Here is a 19,754-nt window from a genome sequence, read left to right as displayed (position 1 = left end):
TTAGAATGGAATGTCATCTGTATCAGGTACTAATGGAGAACTGTCCCATTTGACCCCCTCGTTATTTAAGTAATTTGCGGAATCGCTTTTTAGATCTGAATGGCTTTTAGAGGGTATTGAAGAAACAGCTTTATTAGAAGAAAAGGGATGAATTCTAGAAAGTGTAAATTCAGCTCGCTTTTCTTTAGTCCCATCCTGTCGAGGAACAGTATTCATTCTTAATCGTCCTTCTATTACTAATTTAGAATTAACTTGTACTGTATTTTGAAGTTCTTCTGCTAATTTCCCCCAACCAACCACTTTTAGTGCGCACGGAGGGTCATCCGCACGGAGGCTATCAAATTCAACTTCTATTTCAGCTAGTGGAGTTTTGTTGTCTTGGGTAAAACGAACTGTTGGAGCTTTCTTGACCAGGACCTCAAGCATGCAATGGTTCATTTTTTTCTTTAGTTATTGTGGTTTATCTTGATGGATATAAGGAAAAAATGCCAGCCACATCTTTGGTTGTTAACAGGAACAGTCGAAGGTCATGTGTTTGCTAAGTCTTTATTGAAAGATGGCTGGAAAATTACTGTAAGTGTCGTTTCGGATAGAGCTTCAACCCCATATAAAAATTTAAAATTAGAAGAGATATTAATAGGTGCCTTAATTACTGAGGAAGAGATTCGGAATCTTATTTTAAATGAAAGACTTAATCAAATCGGATTTCACTGCGTAATTGATCTAACTCATCCATTTGCTGTAAACATTACAGGTTTAATTTCAAAGGTTTGTAAGGAACTAGATCAACCATTTATAAGATATGAAAGACCCATAGAAAATATTTCAAATGCATTCTTGATAGAAAAATTTAGTGACTTGGAAAAATATGATCTAAATAATAAATCTATTTTGCTCGCTGTAGGTGTAAGACATCTTCAGGAAGCTATAACTTTCTCTAGGAATTCAGGGGCTAATGTTTATACCAGAATTTTAGCTAATCCCGAAAGTATAAGAAAGACTTTGTCTTCATCAATTCGAAAGACAAATTTTGCTGTGCTAAATCCTTCAGTCTCTAGTAATGGAAAAATTGAAAAAGCACTTGTTAAAAAATGGGATATTGATGGCGTCATTTGTAGGCAATCAGGAGGAGGAAATGAATTATTATGGCACCGAATTTGTATAAGTATGAATATTAAACTTTGGTTGTTAAAAAGACCTTGCGAATTTAAACATATTAATTCCATAGATAATTATGAAACATTAATTAAAAGATTAAAATCTATTAACATGGAATAAAAAGTATTTAAGATCATGACTTTATCAGATTTTAATCAAGGAATTTATTTTGTTATAACAACTGAAGTAGATAAAAAAAATGCATCAAAATTAGCTGATCTACTTTTGAAAGAGAAATTAATACCTTGTGTAACTTTCAAAAACGTTGAATCACATTTTTGGTGGAAAGGCGAAATCAATCAATCGAGAGAAGTACAATTGATGATCAAGTGTAAAGAGGAAAATGTAAATAAGGTTTGCAATAAAATTTCTGAGTGGCATAGTTACGAATTACCAGAAATAATTTATTTTCGTGTTTCAGCTAATAAAAATTATCATCAATGGGTAAATTCTATTTGAGTTTTCGATGTTTAGGGTTCTAAATGTGAACTGATCAAATTTAAAAGATCAGTATTTGATCGAGATCCTAATTGTGTAACGATGTGACCTGCACAAATAGATCCAATTCTTGCAGATGTTTCTGGTTTTAGACCATCTGCAAGTCCTTTTAAGAAGCCTCCAGCATAAAGATCTCCTGCTCCTGTGGTATCAATAGCCTTTCCAAAAATGAAAGGATCTATATTTATTTCTTTGCCACTTGAAATTAGAATAGATCCTTTTTTGCCAATTGTAATTGCTGCTAGATCACATGTTTTTTTCAATTCTTCAATAGCTGTATTTAGAGAAGAGGTCTTGTACAAAGCTTTTATTTCATCTTCATTGGCAAATAATATATCTATATGATTTCCAACTAGTGTCACGAAACTTTCGCGGTGTCTATTTACACAAAATGAATCAGAAAGTGATAAAGCAACTTTTCGACCTGCATTTTTAGCTATTTCTGCAGCTTTAATAAATGCGTCTTTAGCAGCTGGGTTGTCCCAAAGGTAGCCCTCTAAATAAAGTATTTTTGCTTCCCTGACTGCTGAGAAATCTAGATCTCTAGGTTCTAGTAGAACTGATGCGCCCAGATAGGTGCACATGGTTCTCTGAGCATCTGGAGTGATAAAAATTATGCACCTAGCAGTAGATGGGCCAACGGATGAGGTAGGAGTCTTGAAAATGGTCCCAGTCGTTGAGATCTCTTCTGTAAAGATCTTTCCTAGCTCGTCATTTCTTACCCTTCCAATAAATGCTGTCTTCCCCCCTAATTCGGCTATACATGCTAATGAATTGGCAACAGAACCACCTGACCTCTGAATTCTATTAGTGGTTATTTCATAAAGTTCTTTAGCTTTGTTTGCATCAATCAAGGTCATTGAACCTTTGCTTAGAGATAGTCTTTCAAGGACGGAATCATCTGTTGTTGTTAATACGTCTACAATTGCATTCCCAATACCTACTATGTCAAGTGAAGGATTGCTTGTGTTATTAGTCATCAAGTTAATTTAAAAATCATAAGAGCATAACTTCTACCTTCTTAAGAATTCAGTAGAGCTCTTTTCGGTCCATGAATAGGATCTTCAATAACAATTGTTTGATCTCTATTAGCGCCTAGAGAAACTATTGCTATGGGGACTTCCATAAGCTCTGCAAGAAATCTCAAGTAACTCATTGCAGCAGGAGGAAGGTCTTCTAGGCGACGACAATTTTCGGTAGAGCATTTCCAGCCAGAGAGCTTCTTGAAAATGGGGGTACATTTTTCAAAATCTTCAACACTACTTGGGAAATAATCAATTCTTATGCCATTCAACTCATAAGCTACACATACCTGAATTTCATCAAGTTCATCTAAAACGTCTAATTTAGTAATAGCAAGACAATCTAATCCATTTACCTCAACAGCATATTTTCCAATTACTCCATCAAACCAGCCACATCTTCTCCTTCGTCCGGTAGTTGTTCCAAACTCACCACCTCTATCACAAAGCTGATCATTAATACTTCCTTTTAACTCAGTTGGGAAGGGCCCCTCTCCAACTCTGGTCGTATAGGCTTTTGCGACACCAATAACTCTGTCTATAAGAGTAGGGCCCACTCCCGCACCAATGCAGGCCCCCCCTGATACTGGATTTGATGAAGTTACATAAGGGTAGGTGCCGTGATCAAGATCTAAAAGAGTTCCTTGGGCGCCCTCGAATAAGATGTTCTTCTTCTTTCTTGCTGCTTGGTGAATAGTTCTATTGCAGTCAACAATATGTTTTTCGAGCTGGTTTCCATAATCAAGATATTCTTCAATTATTTCATCAATAATTAATGGTTCAATTCCATAAATCTTTTGAAGGAGTCCATTTTTTTCGGCTAATGGAACCTTTAATCTTTCTTGAAGCTTTTCCCTGCTCAGTAAATCAATAATTCTTATCCCATTCCTTTGGGATTTGTCAGCATAAGTTGGTCCGATTCCTCTACCAGTAGTCCCAATTTTTTGGAGGCCCCTTTTTTGCTCCATTGCCATATCTAGAAGCCGATGATAAGGCATCGTTACATGAGCAGTTGAGGCTAGTTTTAGTCCTGAGATATCAATATCGTTATCTTTAAGCATTTTTATTTCTTTAATCATCACTTTTGGATCAACAACTGTTCCTGATCCAATAAGACAAATCGTATCCGGATACAAGATCCCAGAAGGAATTAAATGCAATTTGAGAACTTTGTCCTCTACAACAATTGTATGACCGGCATTAACACCACCTTGATAGCGAACAACTACATCTGCGGAGCGACTCAGTAAATCGGTGATTTTGCCTTTACCTTCATCACCCCACTGAGCGCCTATGACTACAACATTTGCCAAGGAAGAAAATTCGGCTCGAAACCGTTTTACTTTAGAAGAAATTACATTTGCAGATAGCCATACCCTGAGTCAAAGAAATGAATTAAAGATTATCTTTAATTATCTCTAACTGCCAATTCCTCTGCTTTAGAGAGTTCTTTGTTTAACCTGTCCTTGAGATTTTCAGGAACTGGTCTGTTCGCAAAAGTTTTGTAGTGACCTGATAAAGCATTTAAAGCAGTTTGCATAGTTGTGAATGTCGTGGATGTATTTATTTGAGATCGATTTCTATATCTTGAAATGTAATCGCTTATTAGAAAAACAGCTTCTTTTTCTTGCTCTGATAGCCCTTTTTCTTCTTTAGGTAAAGTTATGGTCTCCTTTAGAACTGAAGAGACTGAAATAGTATCTTTAGCAAAATCGCCAGTCATGAATGTTTTAGCGGCGTTTACTTCTGAAGCAAATTGGAAGAATATGAGGCAGAAGCCAAGGCATATAGCCAAAGCTGCCCTCACCAACCTGATGGAGAGGTGATGAAAGGCAGAAATCATTTTTTTTTTGCAGTTATCTAAGACTCTAGAGTCCATTGGGCTATATTTATAGTTTTTCAGTATTAAATTCTTCAGAAAGTTTTTTGAAAACTGAGTTTGCATCTATTGACTCTGTGGTTTTTGTCTTTCTATTATGTAATTCAACCAGTCCGGAGCTAGCTTCTCTCCCAGCAACAATTCTCCATGGGATGCCAATAAGGTCTGCGTCTTTAAACTTTATTCCAGCTCTCTCATCCCTATCATCAAGTAGAACATCAACTCGATTTTCTAATAATTTTTGATAGATATCTTCAGCTAAATATTTTTGTTCAGTATCTTTTATATTGGCAATAATAATTATGACTTCAAATGGGGCTATTGATGCTGGCCAAATAATACCTGAGTCATCGTGATTTTGTTCTACTGCTGCTTGAGCTAATCTGGAAATACCAATTCCATAGCAACCCATCCAAAAGTGGTCTTCTATACCTTTATCATTTGTAAAAGTAGCATTTAATGACTTTGAATACTTTGTACCTAATTGAAATATATGACCTATTTCTATGCCTCTGCATTCTTGAAGTTTTTGTGTTTTATCATGTATGCATCTGTCTCCAGGCTTAGCTTTCCTAATGTCGCATATCAGTTGCTGAGTATTAATTAAACTCCAGTTATAAAATATTTTATGTTCATCCTTGATATTGTTTCCACATATAAAACTTTTAAGATCTTTTACAGAATTATCAGCAATTCTTAAGAATTGCTTTTCCCATTCTTTTGCTTTTGATAATAAATGATCGCTAAGATCAGGACCTATAAAGCCAAATGGAATATTAGTAATACCTTGCTTTAGAATATCTTCATTAGAAATTATTCTAATATCTAGTACATTTTGTTTTAATTTATGAGATATTTCATTTGAAAGTTTAATATCATTTATTTCTTGGTCCCCCCTAATACTTACTAGTACTGGGTATTTTTTATTATCATCACATGTTGCTAGATAAGCTAATACTTTGATGATTTGACTTGGATGGAAATTGTTGTGGTTACATAATTCCTCTATGCTTTTTTGATTAGGGGTCTCAATTATCGAAGGTTTATTAAGTTCTAATGATTCTCCTTCTTCGATAATGGAAACAGCTTTTTCTTGATTGGCCCCATACTTACCATCAGAACTTATTAAAATTAAGTCTTCTCCTGATTCTGCTGTAACCATAAATTCTTGAGATGCTGCACCTCCAATGGCTCCACTGTCAGCGTCGACACAAACAAAATCTAGCCCACATTTTGTAAAAATGTTGTGATATGCATTTCTCATCTCTGAATAAATTTCTTGAAGATCTTTCTCGTTCGAATGAAATGAATAAGCATCCTTCATTATGAATTCTCTACTTCTCATTAATCCAAATCTTGGCCTTATTTCATCTCTAAACTTTGTTTGAATTTGGAATATATTTATTGGTAATTGTTTATAAGAGTGAATTGTTTGAGCAATTATTTGAGTAATCACCTCTTCATGAGTTGGACCCAGTCCTAATTCTTTACCTTGTCTATCTTTAAGGCTGAACATAATACCTTCTCCTTTTGTATATGATTTCCACCGCCCGCTTTTTTCCCATATTTCTGAAGGTTGCAGTTGAGGGAGAAGAGTCTGAAGGCAACCTTTCTTTGATAACTCCTCTTCAACAATTAAAGTTATTTTTTTTAGAACCCTCCAAAGCAATGGCATGTAGGCATAAATACCTCCCGTGAGGCGTTTGATGAAGCCTCCTCTCACCAATAACTTATGTGAAATTATATCTGCTTCAGCAGGCACGTCTCTGAGAGTGATCAGCATTAGGCGGGAGACACGCATGAGCCTAAAATGTAAATCTTTATGAGATTAGTACTCTGAGTGTTGACCGTAAGAATATCCATATTGATTGTGCGGGAATCATGTTGTTTTTTTAAAGTGTTCAATTGTACATGGTGTTAATTTGATTAGTCTGCTAACTTCTTTGACATGTTTTTTTAGAAGCTTTCTTTAGCAATGTTTAACGGGTCAGTAAATTCAGGAAAAAATGGAAGAGCAGAAGAGTCTTTAGACAAAGTGATTAATACTGCTTCTAACACAAGTGATTCATTATTGACTATCGACGAAGTTCAGAAAACATTGAATAGATCTAGAGCCTCTGTATATAGATATACAAACACTGACACTAGGAATCTCAACCCTCCATTCAATCCTAGAAAACTAAACACTGAATTTAGAAGTGATCAAAAAGACCAATTACTTTTTCATCCCAATGAAGTTGCAAGATTTGCAAAAGATATACTCAGAATTAAGGAAGTAACTGTAGAGATACTTAATTCGCCATCTTCCGAAACTCAGAAGATTTTAAGTGCAATACTCGATGAATTGATAATAATAAGAAATAAACTTGATGAACAATCTGATAAGGATCAATCTATTCCTAATCATTTAAAAGATATTGATAGAGAGGCTGCTTAGTTATTCATAAATGTGAGATAATATCTATATAATTATAAAAAAATTCTTTTTAATTGATTTTTACAAATTTTACTAAAGGTTTATCTATTCCAAGCTCTACATGGATTTAGAACCACATTTAATTAAGAAGCAATCTTCTGAGCTCGACTCTGCTTTGCTTGACAAAGAAAAAGATCAAGTCTCTTCTGATGATGAAGATCCTTACAGTTTTAATAGTACCTCAAATTCATTAATTGGTCTGGCAATAGTATTTGTAATGCTTGGTGTACCATTATTAGCTGTCATTACTGAAAGCCCAGAAACAACAAAAAGCTTATCGACTTCAATAAATCAAAATGGACCTGAGTGATCTTCCACCTTCACCATCTCCTGGATTAGTAAATCTAGTTGTTGAGATTCCTGCTGGCAGTAGAAATAAATATGAATATTTCAGCTCTGCAGGAATTATGGCTCTTGATAGGGTTTTGCATTCTTCAGTGAGATATCCATTTGATTATGGATTTATTCCAAATACTCTTGCTGAGGATGGGGCGCCGCTTGATGCAATGGTTGTTATGGAAGAACCTACTTTTGCAGGTTGCTTGATTAAGGCAAGACCTATAGGAGTTCTTGATATGCATGATTCAGGGGCTTACGATGGCAAACTTCTATGTGTACCTACTGCAGATCCAAGACAAAGAGAAATTAATACTATTAAGCAAATAGCACAGAACCAATTAGAGGATGTGGCTGAGTTTTTTAGAACCTACAAAAGCTTGGAAGGGAGGGTAATCGTGATAGACGGATGGAGAGACTATGATGCTGTTGATGAATTATTAAAAAGCTGCATAGAGGCATATCATTATGATATGAAACGAAAATAACTAATTTAAGCTTACTTTTTTGGATAAAATGAATGTTTCTATGCTTTTAAAACTTGAAATTATTTAGTTACTCTTCATGTTCAACATGTCGCAGAGCGATTAAGTGGCTTAAAAATAATGATATTGCCTTTAAATTAATTGATCTTTTAAAATTCCCCCCGTCTAAGGAAATTCTTATCTCAGCTAGTGAGTTGTATGGGGATAGAAAATATCTTTTAAACACAAGTGGGGTTATGTATCGTTCTATTGGTTCGGATGTTATCAAGAAAATGACTGATAAAGAATTTTTTGAGCAACTTTGTATGGAACCTAGATTGATAAAGAGACCTTTTTTGTATAAGTCTAATAAATGCTTTTTAGTTGGATTTAAAGAAGAAAAGTGGGCTGAGAAATTACTTTTAAATTCACATGAGGGCTGACATTGACTTAAAATGAGTAGTCTTTACAAATAAAGTAAACTATACATTTATTGTTGAGAAACAAGTGCAGAAAAACCATTCAGACTCGAGTAAAGAAACTAAAAATAGTAGGTGGTACTCTTTCTTTGATACGTGGGGACCGCTTTCTTTAACTGTTCTTTTATATGTAGGTATTCGTCATTTTATAGCAGAAGCTAGATATATACCCTCGGGCTCGATGCTGCCAGGATTGAAAGTAAATGATCGACTCATTGTTGAAAAACTTTCTTTCCGTAAACGGTCTCCTTCCCGCGGAGAAATTATAGTTTTTAACTCACCATATTCCTTTGATGAAAAATTGATAGCTGATAGAAAAAAACAACTTCCTTCTAAATTTAAATGCTCATTAATAACTTTTCCATTGATTTCTTGGATACCTACTTTATCAGACCGTGCTTGTGATGCTTATATCAAAAGAGTAGTAGCCGTAGGAGGAGACCATCTTTTGATTAATGGTAAGGGAGAGATTGTTTTGAATGGTAGATCAATTAACGAACCATATGTCGATTACTTTTGTCCAGATAAACCTAAAATTAGTCTATGTCATCCTTTGACTACAACTGTTCCAAAAGGACAGGTGTTCGTTTTGGGCGATAATCGAGCTAATAGTTGGGATAGTCGTTTTTGGCCAGCAGGTGGGTTCTTGCCCCAAAAAGAAATTATTGGCAAAGCAACCTGGCGTTTTTGGCCTTTTAGTCGTTTTGGTAAACTTGATTAATGAGCCCACAATCTATAACTTTCCCAAATATTTTTTTATCTTTGAGCGGTTGATTAGTTGCTGTCGTTAAATGTTTTTCTTGATTAAATTGGTACCATTCTTTGTCGGGATCAAATAATAACCAACGGTTACTATTTAAACTTAATTTTTCCTCTGCTTGATTCAAGAATTTAGATGGACCAAAACTAATTTTTTCCCATAATTTCTCCACTTTCCACCCTGACTTCCTCACTAGTTGATCCCAGAGCAAAGGTAGAACAATATTATAACAACTGATCCCCTTTTTCCTTTTATTTGCAGGTAGCTTGGTCTCGAAGTCATCTGTGGGAGTGGAGTGAACAGATATTGCTGCTAAAACATTATCCTCTAACCCTTCTATGAGTGAGACTCTATCTATGGGAGATCCTAATGAAGGCGTTACGCTCCATCCAATATCAAAAGGAGAAAGACTTGAGTTGTCATTAACTAAATGCCACCAAAAAATAGTTGCCATTGGCTTAGAGGACGCATTTTTAAGTATTGAAACGCCCTCAGCTGTTGAAATATTCATTAACCTTAGTGCAATTTCAGGGTATTGCTTATGAAGCTCAAGTAATTGGACCAGAGGGATGATTTCGCTTTCAACAGGATCAAGAGGCCAGCCTGCTCTAAGAGTCTCTACACTTTGCCTAGACATCCCTCCTGCTTGTAGTGATTTATCTCTTGGTGCAATTAGTACAGGGGATTTTTTCATTTCTCCAAGGGTAAAACCTTGCTTAAGAAGCTCTATAGGAGGCATGAAATCATCATCACTTAAACCAACGGCTCCACTTTTTAGTAGCTCAGCATGTTTCGAAAGATTAATTCCCTTCCCGCTCAGGCTGAAACCTCCCCATAAGTGTATTAAAACCTCACTTTTTATAGCCTTTAAAGAAATAATTGACTCTATTTGATCTTTCCATAAATCACCTCTAGGCAGGATGCCTAATTGTCCATATCCAGAAAATGTTGCTTTTTCTATAAGTGTATAGATAGTCTCTTCTTTACCATTAAAGGGAGATTCCAAAAATGAATGAGGATCAACAAGACAAGGGGCTAAAAGCATGTTTTTAGCTTTTTGAGGCTTGATTCCTAAAAGTTCTGCATTTTGAAGAGCCTTTCTACCAAATGCTTTTATTACACCATCTTTGATTAGAACATGTTCTCTCTTTAAAGATGATCCAGCCTTTTCAAGGACCTGAATATTTTCAAAGAAATAACTACTAGACATTAAATCAAAGTGCTCCGGCAGCGGTTGAGTCGATAATCCCTCCCAAGTGTGAAGTGATATTTAGACAGGTGATTTGATCTGGTTGGCCTTTTTCCTCTGAGAGATCAATGACTGTAATGCCACCATTACCTTGCTTTATCATCCAAATTTTTGATGGCGTTAATCCTAAAAGATGACAAAGAATAGTTTTGTTAACTGCATCATGAGCGACAACCAATGCGGTTTCCTCATTTTTTAGATCTTTGCATATCTCATTCCAGCCGGCAATGGATCTCGTAGACACTTCTGTTATGTTCTCTCCCTTTGGCATTTGAACTTTTTCAGGAGAGATCTTCCATGTTTTAAGAAGATCTGGCCAGTCTGACTTGATCTCAGATTCCAATTTTCCTTCCCATTCACCGTGACCGATTTCTATGAGGTTATCTTTTAGAGAAATTTCGATACCCGGATGTTCGTTTAGAATTATTTGAGCTGTTTCTTTTGGCCTTGATAGAGAACTACTAAAAGCTTTTTGTATAATATTATTTTTTAAAAATTCACTTGCGGCCTTGGCTTGGGATTCACCATTCTTATTTAAGGGGATATCAATTTGTCCTTGGAATCTTCCCTGTTTATTCCAATCTGTTTCACCATGCCTGACTAAAATAATTCTTTTTTTATAACTTTTTTTTGGGATACTAGGGTCTAAATGAGCGATATTATTGAGACATTGAATTTGTACTTGTCTATCTTCCCAATTATTAAAAGCAATATTACAAATTGAGATTGAGGTATTGTCTAACTTCAACCTTCTAAATCCTTTTGATGGCTCATTAATTAATTTCAGTATCAAGCATCTAAGAATTGCATTATGGGCAACTATCAAAATAGTTTTATTAGAGCCTGAATGTGAATTAAATAAGTTTTTTAAGAAATTTTCAGCTTGATATAAGAGTTCTTTAATTGGTTGAAATTTTGTACCATCATCTCTATTGATGGTTAGTTCTTTTGGCTTTTTTTGCCAAATAGCAAGCTCATCTGGGAAGTGATTTTTTATTTCATTTTTTGTTAAACCACTCCAAGGCCCAAGGTCAACCTCTAGCAGCTCATCTGTATAAGTTGCTTGAATGTTACTTTGATGTTGATCGATAATAATTTTTGTGGTTTCTGCGGCTCTTTGCAAAGGGGAACTATAAATTGCATCTATAGGAATAGTAGAGATTGTCTTTCCAGCAGCTTCAGCTTGTAATTGTCCTTCTTTAGTTAATATTGAAAGGTCGTTTCTTCCTTGAATACGTCCTTCCTGGTTAAAACTACTTAATCCATGACGGACAAAAATTAGACGCAATGTCATTAAATAAAGTGTCTTCTAGATAATTATGGTATTAGCCATGAGGGCAATCTAATGTTCTTTTAGTAAAGATAGAAGTCTTTCTCCATGTGAGTCTTAACAAGTTGATTTTATGAGACAAGCCAAAACTGGATGGAAATGGGCTACTGCGCTATTTTCATTGCTTTTAACTGTTCTGATATGGCGACAAGGTTTGCAAGAAAGCTTTGAGCGACCTTCAGTCGCTCCAAAGATTTCATTGATGCAAACTGAGATGGCAGTATCAGCTTCTTCATCTTTGCCTGAAACAATAAAAGATGTATTTTTAGGTTCAGACCCTCAAGAAAAGCTATATCAAGCTCTTAAAAAGATTCCTTTGGAAGAACTTGAGGATAGGCAGAGACTGTTATTAGGAGTTCTGGAAGAGTCTGAGGATGAGCAAAAATTAATATTGAAAAAAGATTTTAAGGATAAAAATTTTGAAAAGGTTAGAAGCTATACGTTATATACAAAAAAAGGTAATGAAATAAATAAATTTCCTGAATTTAATGAGATTAAATTAGATCCTTTACTCTATCAAATTTCATGCTCCTCTCTTGGGTACCCGAATGAAAAGTGTATTAATCAAAACTATAATTCACGAATTTCTATAAGACTTTTAACTTCACAATTGCTACCATTTTTTGCTTCCTTTATAGGGATTATATTGCTAATTAGGTATGCTTTTATTTTCTTAAGAAAGAAAAATACTCAATGGCCAGAGATAATAGCTCCTCCTTTATCACTAATAGATATGACTATACTTGTCTGTGGAGGCTTCGTTGTTATTGGTGAAGTTGTTTTCCCCGCGCTAATAATACCAATAACTGATTTATTATTTAATAATTTATCCTCTCCATTAAAACAGTCGATAAGAGTATTAATTGGTTACTGTTCAATGACAATAGCTCCTTTATTTATTATTAGATATCAATTAAAGGGTCTAATAATTCCGGAAATCGATGGAGGATGGTTGCAATGGAAAATTAAACCTATTCAAGAAGGAGTTTTTAAATCTATAAGTGGGTGGTTAATGATTATGCCTTTAGTGCTGCTTATTGGGTGGTTAATGAATGAGATTATCGGTGACCAGGGTGGAAGTAATCCTTTGTTGGAACTTGTTTTAGGTAGTGATGAATTTTTCCCGTTGTTTTTGCTTTTGATTACAACTGTTTTTTTGGCGCCTGTTTTTGAAGAGTTAGTTTTTAGAGGTATTCTTCTGCCTGTATTAGTATCCAAAGTTGGCAAAATCTCCGGAGTTTTATTAAGTGCCTTGATCTTTGCTTTAGCTCATTTAAGTGTAGGAGAATCACCTCCTTTATTTGTTTTAGGAATTGGTCTTGGCTTAATGAGATTGAGCTCAGGAAGGTTATTCCCTTGTGCTCTTATGCATTCTCTTTGGAATGGCGTCACTTTTATTAGCTTATTATTAGTAGCTTGATATTAAATAAAAAAAAACTTCAGTATTCCATCTCTTGCAGTTACTTGATCAAGGTGTTTGACTTGAATTGCTTTTGATTTTTGATTTGGTTAGTCGCACTCTATATAAACAAAAAGTAGGACAATTTCAAAAAAAGAAGTTGCCAAAGGGGTTGTTAAACGGTGTTTTTTCATCAAAACAGGTTCAACGAAAATTTCCAATTCAAGCTGCTTTTCATATCGCTTTAGATGGCGCATTGATAGGCATACTCATAACAGTGGCGATAGTGTCATCCATAGCTCTGCACTCTCAATATTTATGGACTAAGTCTTTTTCTAAACTTGAATCCACTAGAGACTTGAACCGAAGGTTATTGGAATCAACTTCAATTATTGAAGGTTACCTATTGAGAAATCAAAATTTGTCTAGATATTTAGTTCCTACTAAAGCGGAAGATCTTCTATATGTGGATAGACCAAAACCAGAAGAAACTAAAAAATTATCTGATAAAACATTTAAAAGTAGGTTATTTGAGAGAATATCTTCTTCTCAAGTTAAGTCAGGTTATTAATAATTTCCATGAGACGTATTAATTCTAGAAAAAGGAGAAAGACTTTTAAGGTCAAAACTCTTTCTCCACTATCTCAGTCTAGGCTTAGAATTGTCTTTGTTTTATTATGCCTAGGACTTGGGACCCTTTTTTTAAGAGTAGGTTGGCTTCAACTATTTCAGTCTGATCAATTAAGATCACTAGCACGCGAGGTTCAAACAGACAAAAAGGTCCCTTTAGGCACACGTCGATCTATTTTTGATAGAAATGGAAAGCTTGTCGCAATAGATGAGAAACGTTTTAAGGTTTGGGCTCATCCTAGATATTTTCATTTTCCTGGAGATTCATATGGGATAGTGCGTAAACCAGTTGAAGTGGCAAAACTTCTTTCTATTCCACTATCTAAAAGTGTTGATGAGATTTTAAACAAATTAGGTAATTATTCTTCAGGGGTAAAACTTGCAGAAGGGATAACACAAGAGAAGGCTAATGCAATTAAGAAACTTGGAATAAGCGGTATCGATTTGGAGGTCTATCCTCAAAGGCTTTATCCTCATGGGTCACTTTTTGCAAATGTAGTTGGTTTTCTGGATTTAGATAGAAGGCCTCAGGCCGGACTGGAATTAAGTTTAGATAGCGATCTTAAACGTCTTGAGAAAGCAAGTGCAATTAGAAGAGGGGCGGATGGAACACCTTTACCCATAGGTGTTCAGCGTGGGGTATTCGATGAGGATCAATTAAATCTACAACTAACATTAGATGTAAGGCTCCAAGAAGTAGCCATTAAAGAAATAAGTAAGCAAGTGAAGGAATGGAATGCAAAAAAAGGTGTGGTAATCGTAATGGACATTGATACGGGAGAACTTCTGGCATTGGCCTCAACCCCAACTTATGATCCTAATAAGTATTGGGATTATTCACCATCTCTTTTTAAAGAGTGGTCTGTGCAAGAATTATTTGAACCTGGTTCTACCTTTAAGCCAATTAATTTGGCATTAGCACTCGAAGAGGGAGTTATAACCCCCAATGGAGAAGTAAATGATGATGGCCTGATTACAGTTGGAGGATGGCCTCTATCGAATTGGGATCGAAAGCCTAATGGAATACTAACTTTCCCTGAGGTATTACAAGTCTCTAGCAATGTAGGGATGGTAAAGATCATGAAGAAATTGAATGCAAATAATTACTGGCAATGGTTAAGGCGATTAGGTATAGATGAAATCCCAGAAACTGATCTTCCAGGAGCAGTCGGCGGCCAAATAAAATCAAAGCAGATTTTTGTAAATCAACCGATAGAACCTGCAGTAGCTTCCTTTGGCCAAGGTTTTTCTATTACACCTCTTAAACTAGCCCAATTGCATGCTTTGATTGCTAATGGAGGTAAACTGGTAACGCCTCATATCACTAAAGGACTCAAAGGTGATTATGAGGCGTATTTCAATACTCCGCCTGAACCTAGGCAGATTTTATCTCCAGAAGTGACAAATACTGTTCTTGGATGGATGGAAACAGTTGTGTCTTTTTATGATGAAAGTGGTATTGAGGTAAATGTTCCTGGTTATCGAATTGGAGGGAAAACAGGAACCGCACAAAAATCACAGGATGGTTTTAATTATAGTTCTAAAATTTGTAGTTTTGTCGCAAGTCTTCCTATCGATAATCCTCGTTATGTTGTTTTGGCAGTTATTGATGAACCCCAAAAGCCAAATGCTTATGGATCTACTGTGGCTCTCCCAGTTGCAAAAAGAATTATTGAGACTTTGCTTGTGATAGAAAAAATCCCTCCAAGTATTGATAAAAAAGAACATTTAGCTATCAAAAGCTAAGAGATGGCTAAATTTTCCCAAAAGTACAAATTAAGGGGTGAAATCTATAAAAAATATAGCTAGTCTATGACATATGAAAGACGTTTTTATTATGGATTCCCTTCTTAAACAGTTATCATCAATGACTGTGGTGGTGGCTGATACTGGTGATCTTGAAGCGATCAAAAAATTTCATCCCAGAGACGCTACAACAAATCCTTCTTTAATTCTTGCGGCTGCGCAAATACCTGCTTACCAAAGTTTGATTGATAAAGCACTTACTTCTTCAAGAGTGATTTTAGGTACCAATGCGTCTAGCAGTGATGTGGTTAAAGAATCTCTGGATGAACTGTGTGTTGTCTTTGGCAAAGAGATTTTGAAAATAATTCCTGGCCGTGTTTCAACAGAAGTTGATGCAAGGCTAAGTTTTGATACTGATGCCACTATTGAAAAAGCAAGAAAAATAATTGCTAAATATAATGAAGACGGCATCTCTAACGATCGGGTTTTAATCAAAATTGCTTCTACTTGGGAAGGGATAAAAGCTGCTGAGGTATTAGAAAAAGAGAATATTCATTGCAACCTAACGTTATTATTTAATTTTTATCAAGCAGTTGCTTGTGCTGATGCAGGTGTAACTCTTATCTCTCCTTTCGTTGGTAGAATTTTAGATTGGTATAAATCCGCTACTGGAAGAGATTCTTATCCAGCAATTGAAGATCCAGGAGTAGTTTCTGTCACTAAAATATTTAATTATTTCAAGTCAAATAATTATAAGACAGAAGTCATGGGTGCTAGTTTCAGGAATATAGAGGAAATAACTGAGCTTGCAGGATGTGATTTATTGACGATTTCCCCTAAATTACTTCAACAACTTAATGAAACATATGCGGATTTGCCAATTAAGTTAAATGCAGAAAAACCTGTCATCGTTGATGAGACAATTCATTTAGATCAGACATCTTTTGAATTGATGATGGCTGGAGATAAAATGGCTACGGAAAAACTTAATGAAGGAATTAGTGGTTTTAGCAAAGCAATTGATAAATTAGAAAATCAATTGAATGAAAGACTTGAGTTGATTGAAGGAGGAATCGCTCTAACTTTATGAGCTTGAATTTTGAAAGAGTAATCTCTTGATTACTCTTTTTGCAATGTCTTCATAATTCATTTCACCGGAAAGAATTTGTGCAATTCTTTTTGGAGCAGTTTGTCTTTTTACTCCTAATTGATATCCAGCTTTGGGAAATCGATAAAATACTTGAGAAATTCTTTTACCCCAAGCCATCGAATTCCCCCAATTTTTTTGAATTGTTTTTGTATATGAATCTAAATCATTGATATCTCCATCTAACCAATAAAGAAGGCATTTTGCAGCCTCGAATCCACTCATTAAAGCGGGCCTTAACCCCTCTGCTAAAAAAGGATCACATAATGAAGCAGCATCTCCAACTAAAAGAATTCCCTCTCCATTTAATTTACTGTGGCCATTCCATACTCTTAACTTTTTTTCTTCACCAATTACTTCAGAAGTGTCTAAACCTAAGTCAGGAAGAAATGATTTAAGTATTTCTTCAACAGAAATTGAATTTTTATTATCCAGAAAAGTTCCCATCCCAATATTTACTGCATCTTTTAATGGGAATGCCCATGCAAAACCATTTTTTACTAGGCCAAATTCGAATCTAGCAGTTTCATCCCTTAAATTTCCCTTCCTTTTAACTCTTCCTGAGTAAGTGGAGGCAAATTTTTGTTGATTTGGACCTAAATTAAAAGTTTTAGGCCATGGCGATTGAGACCCATCAGCAATAACAACTGCTTTTGCCTCTACTTGTCTCCCGTCAAGAGCGGTAATTTGCCAAATATCAGAGATCTTTTTTATATTGACTACATTAAAAGTAGTCAATAAATTGCAACCGGCATTTAGTGCTTGATCTAATAAGAATGAATCTAGTTTTTCACGTTTGACAATCCAAAAAGGAGAAGATCCAGATAGTTCAGCGACTACTTTGTCGGCATTGCACCAACTAAACTCTACATTTGTTATTACTTCGTCAACTATTGGTTGAAGGTTAAAAGGAAACCAATTTTGTACGGCGGCAGACATCCCACCACCGCAGATCCTCTCTGGAGAGGAAATACTTTTTTCAAGAATATATACGTTTTTACTTTTAGTAGCAAGATGAAATGCTGTAGTAGTGCCTGATGCTCCCCCTCCAATAATGGCAACATCAATAAGGGTCAAACTTTTAAAATCTCAGCTTCTTTTTCTGAAAGTTTTTTCTCAATATCTTTAATAAAATTGTCTGTTTCTTTCTGAATTGTTTCTTGCTCGTCTCTGCTTTGATCTTCGGAAAGATCACCATCCTTTTCAGATTTTTTGATTCTCTCTATGGCATCACGGCGTATATTTCTTAGAGCAACTTTTCCTTCCTCTGCATATTTGGATGCGAGTTTGCAAAATTCTTTTCTACGCTCTTCAGTTAAGGGAGGGACATTGATACGAATTATTTTCCCATCATTGTTTGGAGTAAAACCTAGGTCACTTGTAGCAATCGCTTTCTCAATGGAAGCTAATGAGCCTAAGTCGAAGGGTTGAATTGCTATTGTTTGAGAATCAGGAGTAGTGATAGTTGCAAGTGACTTTAGTGGAGTGTCAGCTCCGTAGTATTCGACTGATATTCTGTCTAATAATGAAGTATTTGCTCTCCCCGTCCTTATCGTATTGAAATTTCTTTGAGCTGCTTCAACAGATTTGCTCATTGTGGTTTTTAGCTCTTGGTTTGACATTTAGATAAAGTTATTGCGAATTGATTATTAAAAAGTTCAAAAGTTTAGTATTAACTTGAATTAGATATTCTTGATCCAATTGGTTCTCCTGAAATTGCCTTAGCAATATTCCCAGGTTGGAAAATATTAAAAACAACTATAGGGATTTTATTATCTTTGCAAAGAGCTATAGCAGTGCTATCCATTACTCCTATTTCATTTGCTAATACATCTTGAAAGGTGAGATTGTCATATTTGACAGCATCAGAGAATTTCTTTGGATCTCGATCATAAACCCCATCAACTTTCGTAGCTTTGAAAACAACTTCTGCGTTAATTTCAGCTGCCCTAAGAGCAGCAGTGGTATCAGTTGTAAAAAATGGATTGCCGCATCCACCGCCAAAAACTACTACCCTTCCCTTTTCAAGATGTCTTATTGCTCTTCTTCTTATGTATGGTTCTGCAATTTGTTGCATATCAATAGCAGATTGAACTCTTGTAGGTACTCCAGCTCTTTCCAATCCGTCTTGAAGTGTGATTGCATTCATTACGGTCGCAAGCATCCCTACATAGTCAGCAGTGGCTCTATCCATGCCTGCTGCTGATCCTTTTAGGCCTCTAAAAATATTTCCACCGCCAACCACAATTGCTATTTGCGTGCCATTTTCAACCACTTTCGAAACATCTTTGGCAATAGATTGAACAATTTCAGGATCGATTCCATAAGGTTTCTCTCCCATAAGGGCTTCACCACTGAGTTTTATAAGTGCTCTAGAGTATGTCATTAAAAATTCATAACAAATTGACAGTAGCAAGTCCTGGGAGAACGTCTTTATATCTGTATTGGATCCCTTGCGATGGAAATATTTTTAATATTATAAGTTAATATTCAATGCCTTCTTGTGCTTTTACTCCCTGCTCCCTAAAAGGATGGTGGATTAATTTCATTTCTGTAACAAGATCAGCTGAATCAATTAATTTTTCTGATGCTCCTCTTCCCGTCAAGACCACATGTGTAAGCTCGGGGCGCAAATTTATTCCATTTATAATCTCATCTTCATCTATATATCCAAGTTTTATTGCAACAATGATCTCGTCTAAAATTATAAGTTTATAATTTGGGTCTTCAATATAAGAGACGGCCTTTCTCCAGCTCGACTTAACTAAATTTATATCTTTATTTCTATCTTGTGTTTCCCATGTGAAACCTTCCCCGCATGCATGAAACTTTAATTTTTCCCCAAATATTTTTAAAGCTAATGACTCACCTGGCTCCCATCCACCTTTTATAAATTGAATTATTGCAACTTTTTGGTTATGGCCAAGAGTTCTTAATGCTATCCCAAGAGCTGCTGTGGTTTTCCCTTTGCCTTGTCCAGTATTAATTATTATTAGACCTTTTTCTTTATTTCTTTCTTTTAATCTTTGTGTTTGAACTTCTTTCCTTTTTTTCATCCTTTCTCGATATTTTTCTTCGGTAATATTTGGTATTAAGTTTCCACCCATTCCTATACTTTCTGCACTCTTATCTAGGTTATTAAGTCTTGAATCTTCTTTGGAAACTTTATTTTTCATTTCGT

Annotated in this window: 22 protein-coding genes; 11 read left to right on the top strand and 11 right to left on the bottom strand. The window is 35.4% G+C overall.

All coding sequences use genetic code 11. The features are described from left to right. Window positions 1-438, bottom strand: coding sequence for a single-stranded DNA-binding protein (locus SIB75_RS08205; RefSeq protein WP_413682785.1), 438 nt, complete (start codon window positions 436-438; stop codon window positions 1-3). 30 nt (window positions 439-468) lie between these two features. Between SIB75_RS08205 and SIB75_RS08200 the strand changes: the two genes are divergently transcribed. Then, complete coding sequence (locus SIB75_RS08200) at window positions 469-1,278, top strand: precorrin-6A/cobalt-precorrin-6A reductase (RefSeq protein WP_413682784.1); 810 nt, start codon at window positions 469-471, stop codon at window positions 1,276-1,278. Window positions 1,279-1,293: 15 nt separating this feature from the next. After that, window positions 1,294-1,617: a divalent-cation tolerance protein CutA gene (cutA, locus tag SIB75_RS08195; RefSeq protein ID WP_413682783.1), complete on the top strand. Its 324-nt coding sequence runs from the start codon at window positions 1,294-1,296 to the stop codon at window positions 1,615-1,617. Window positions 1,618-1,628: 11 nt separating this feature from the next. Here cutA and SIB75_RS08190 read toward each other — a convergent pair whose 3' ends face one another. The 4 genes from SIB75_RS08190 to SIB75_RS08175 all read right to left on the bottom strand — a co-directional run bounded on the left by SIB75_RS08190 (window position 1,629) and on the right by SIB75_RS08175 (window position 6,358). Further along, window positions 1,629-2,636 (bottom strand): adenosine kinase, encoded by a 1,008-nt coding sequence (locus SIB75_RS08190; RefSeq protein ID WP_413682782.1) that lies wholly within the window; start codon window positions 2,634-2,636, stop codon window positions 1,629-1,631. A gap of 41 nt (window positions 2,637-2,677) precedes the next feature. Continuing rightward, entirely contained in the window at window positions 2,678-3,991 is a 1,314-nt protein-coding gene (locus SIB75_RS08185) for an adenylosuccinate synthase (RefSeq protein WP_413682781.1), read from the bottom strand. Between the two features lie 95 nt (window positions 3,992-4,086). Further along, complete coding sequence (gene psb27 / locus SIB75_RS08180; protein ID WP_413682780.1) at window positions 4,087-4,521, bottom strand: photosystem II protein Psb27; 435 nt, start codon at window positions 4,519-4,521, stop codon at window positions 4,087-4,089. A 46-nt stretch (window positions 4,522-4,567) separates the two neighbouring features. After that, window positions 4,568-6,358, bottom strand: a complete 1,791-nt coding sequence (locus SIB75_RS08175; protein ID WP_413682779.1) for a proline--tRNA ligase — start codon at window positions 6,356-6,358, stop codon at window positions 4,568-4,570. A gap of 174 nt (window positions 6,359-6,532) precedes the next feature. On the opposite strand from SIB75_RS08175, the gene SIB75_RS08170 reads away from it, so the two are divergent. From SIB75_RS08170 to lepB, 5 genes are all read left to right on the top strand, one after another. Then, window positions 6,533-6,994: a resolvase gene (locus SIB75_RS08170; protein ID WP_413682778.1), complete on the top strand. Its 462-nt coding sequence runs from the start codon at window positions 6,533-6,535 to the stop codon at window positions 6,992-6,994. Between the two features lie 100 nt (window positions 6,995-7,094). Continuing rightward, window positions 7,095-7,343 carry a hypothetical protein gene (locus SIB75_RS08165; protein WP_413682777.1) on the top strand — a complete coding sequence of 83 codons (249 nt, stop codon included), beginning with the start codon at window positions 7,095-7,097 and terminating at the stop codon, window positions 7,341-7,343. Continuing rightward, window positions 7,330-7,857, top strand: coding sequence for an inorganic diphosphatase (locus SIB75_RS08160; protein WP_413682776.1), 528 nt, complete (start codon window positions 7,330-7,332; stop codon window positions 7,855-7,857). Before SIB75_RS08165 ends, SIB75_RS08160 begins: the two co-directional genes overlap by 14 nt. A gap of 53 nt (window positions 7,858-7,910) precedes the next feature. Continuing rightward, on the top strand, window positions 7,911-8,276 hold the full coding sequence (locus SIB75_RS08155) for a Spx/MgsR family RNA polymerase-binding regulatory protein (RefSeq protein WP_413682775.1): 366 nt from the start codon (window positions 7,911-7,913) through the stop codon (window positions 8,274-8,276). Window positions 8,277-8,340: 64 nt separating this feature from the next. Beyond that, on the top strand, window positions 8,341-9,033 hold the full coding sequence (gene lepB, locus SIB75_RS08150; protein WP_413682774.1) for a signal peptidase I: 693 nt from the start codon (window positions 8,341-8,343) through the stop codon (window positions 9,031-9,033). Here the strand turns inward: lepB and SIB75_RS08145 are convergent. Both SIB75_RS08145 and SIB75_RS08140 read right to left on the bottom strand, forming a co-directional pair. Further along, window positions 9,008-10,282 carry a dihydroorotase gene (locus SIB75_RS08145; protein WP_413682773.1) on the bottom strand — a complete coding sequence of 425 codons (1,275 nt, stop codon included), beginning with the start codon at window positions 10,280-10,282 and terminating at the stop codon, window positions 9,008-9,010. The two genes, lepB and SIB75_RS08145, sit on opposite strands and share 26 nt — an antisense overlap. A 4-nt stretch (window positions 10,283-10,286) precedes the next feature. After that, window positions 10,287-11,615, bottom strand: a complete 1,329-nt coding sequence (locus SIB75_RS08140) for a histidine phosphatase family protein (RefSeq protein ID WP_413682772.1) — start codon at window positions 11,613-11,615, stop codon at window positions 10,287-10,289. 109 nt (window positions 11,616-11,724) lie between these two features. Here SIB75_RS08140 and SIB75_RS08135 point away from each other — a divergent pair, with 109 nt between their 5' ends. From SIB75_RS08135 to SIB75_RS08120, 4 genes are all read left to right on the top strand, one after another. Further along, window positions 11,725-13,071, top strand: a complete 1,347-nt coding sequence (locus SIB75_RS08135) for a CPBP family intramembrane glutamic endopeptidase (RefSeq protein WP_413682771.1) — start codon at window positions 11,725-11,727, stop codon at window positions 13,069-13,071. Between the two features lie 67 nt (window positions 13,072-13,138). Continuing rightward, a complete protein-coding gene (locus SIB75_RS08130) occupies window positions 13,139-13,621 on the top strand; it encodes a hypothetical protein (protein ID WP_413682770.1) in 483 nt (160 codons plus the stop codon). A gap of 8 nt (window positions 13,622-13,629) precedes the next feature. After that, complete coding sequence (locus tag SIB75_RS08125) at window positions 13,630-15,426, top strand: peptidoglycan D,D-transpeptidase FtsI family protein (RefSeq protein ID WP_413682769.1); 1,797 nt, start codon at window positions 13,630-13,632, stop codon at window positions 15,424-15,426. A 91-nt stretch (window positions 15,427-15,517) separates the two neighbouring features. After that, the gene (locus tag SIB75_RS08120; protein ID WP_413682768.1) at window positions 15,518-16,516 is read left to right on the top strand and encodes a transaldolase; all 999 of its coding nucleotides are present in this window, start codon (window positions 15,518-15,520) and stop codon (window positions 16,514-16,516) included. On the opposite strand, the gene SIB75_RS08115 is transcribed toward SIB75_RS08120, so the two are convergent. The 4 genes from SIB75_RS08115 to cobO form a co-directional block, all read right to left on the bottom strand. After that, entirely contained in the window at window positions 16,511-17,650 is a 1,140-nt protein-coding gene (locus SIB75_RS08115) for a geranylgeranyl reductase family protein (RefSeq protein ID WP_413682767.1), read from the bottom strand. The genes SIB75_RS08120 and SIB75_RS08115 overlap by 6 nt on opposite strands. Continuing rightward, a complete protein-coding gene (frr, locus tag SIB75_RS08110; protein ID WP_413682766.1) occupies window positions 17,647-18,195 on the bottom strand; it encodes a ribosome recycling factor in 549 nt (182 codons plus the stop codon). Before frr ends, SIB75_RS08115 begins: the two co-directional genes overlap by 4 nt. Window positions 18,196-18,245: 50 nt before the next feature. Beyond that, window positions 18,246-18,959 carry a UMP kinase gene (gene pyrH, locus SIB75_RS08105; protein ID WP_269616732.1) on the bottom strand — a complete coding sequence of 238 codons (714 nt, stop codon included), beginning with the start codon at window positions 18,957-18,959 and terminating at the stop codon, window positions 18,246-18,248. Window positions 18,960-19,056: 97 nt separating this feature from the next. Then, window positions 19,057-19,749, bottom strand: a complete 693-nt coding sequence (cobO, locus tag SIB75_RS08100; RefSeq protein ID WP_413682765.1) for a cob(I)yrinic acid a,c-diamide adenosyltransferase — start codon at window positions 19,747-19,749, stop codon at window positions 19,057-19,059. Window positions 19,750-19,754 lie beyond the last annotated feature (5 nt).

This window comes from Prochlorococcus sp. MIT 1011 (assembly GCF_047305235.1).
GTDB lineage: Bacteria > Cyanobacteriota > Cyanobacteriia > PCC-6307 > Cyanobiaceae > Prochlorococcus_B.
Note: the sequence above shows the minus strand (reverse complement) of the source record. Positions and strands in the feature narration are given on the sequence as shown.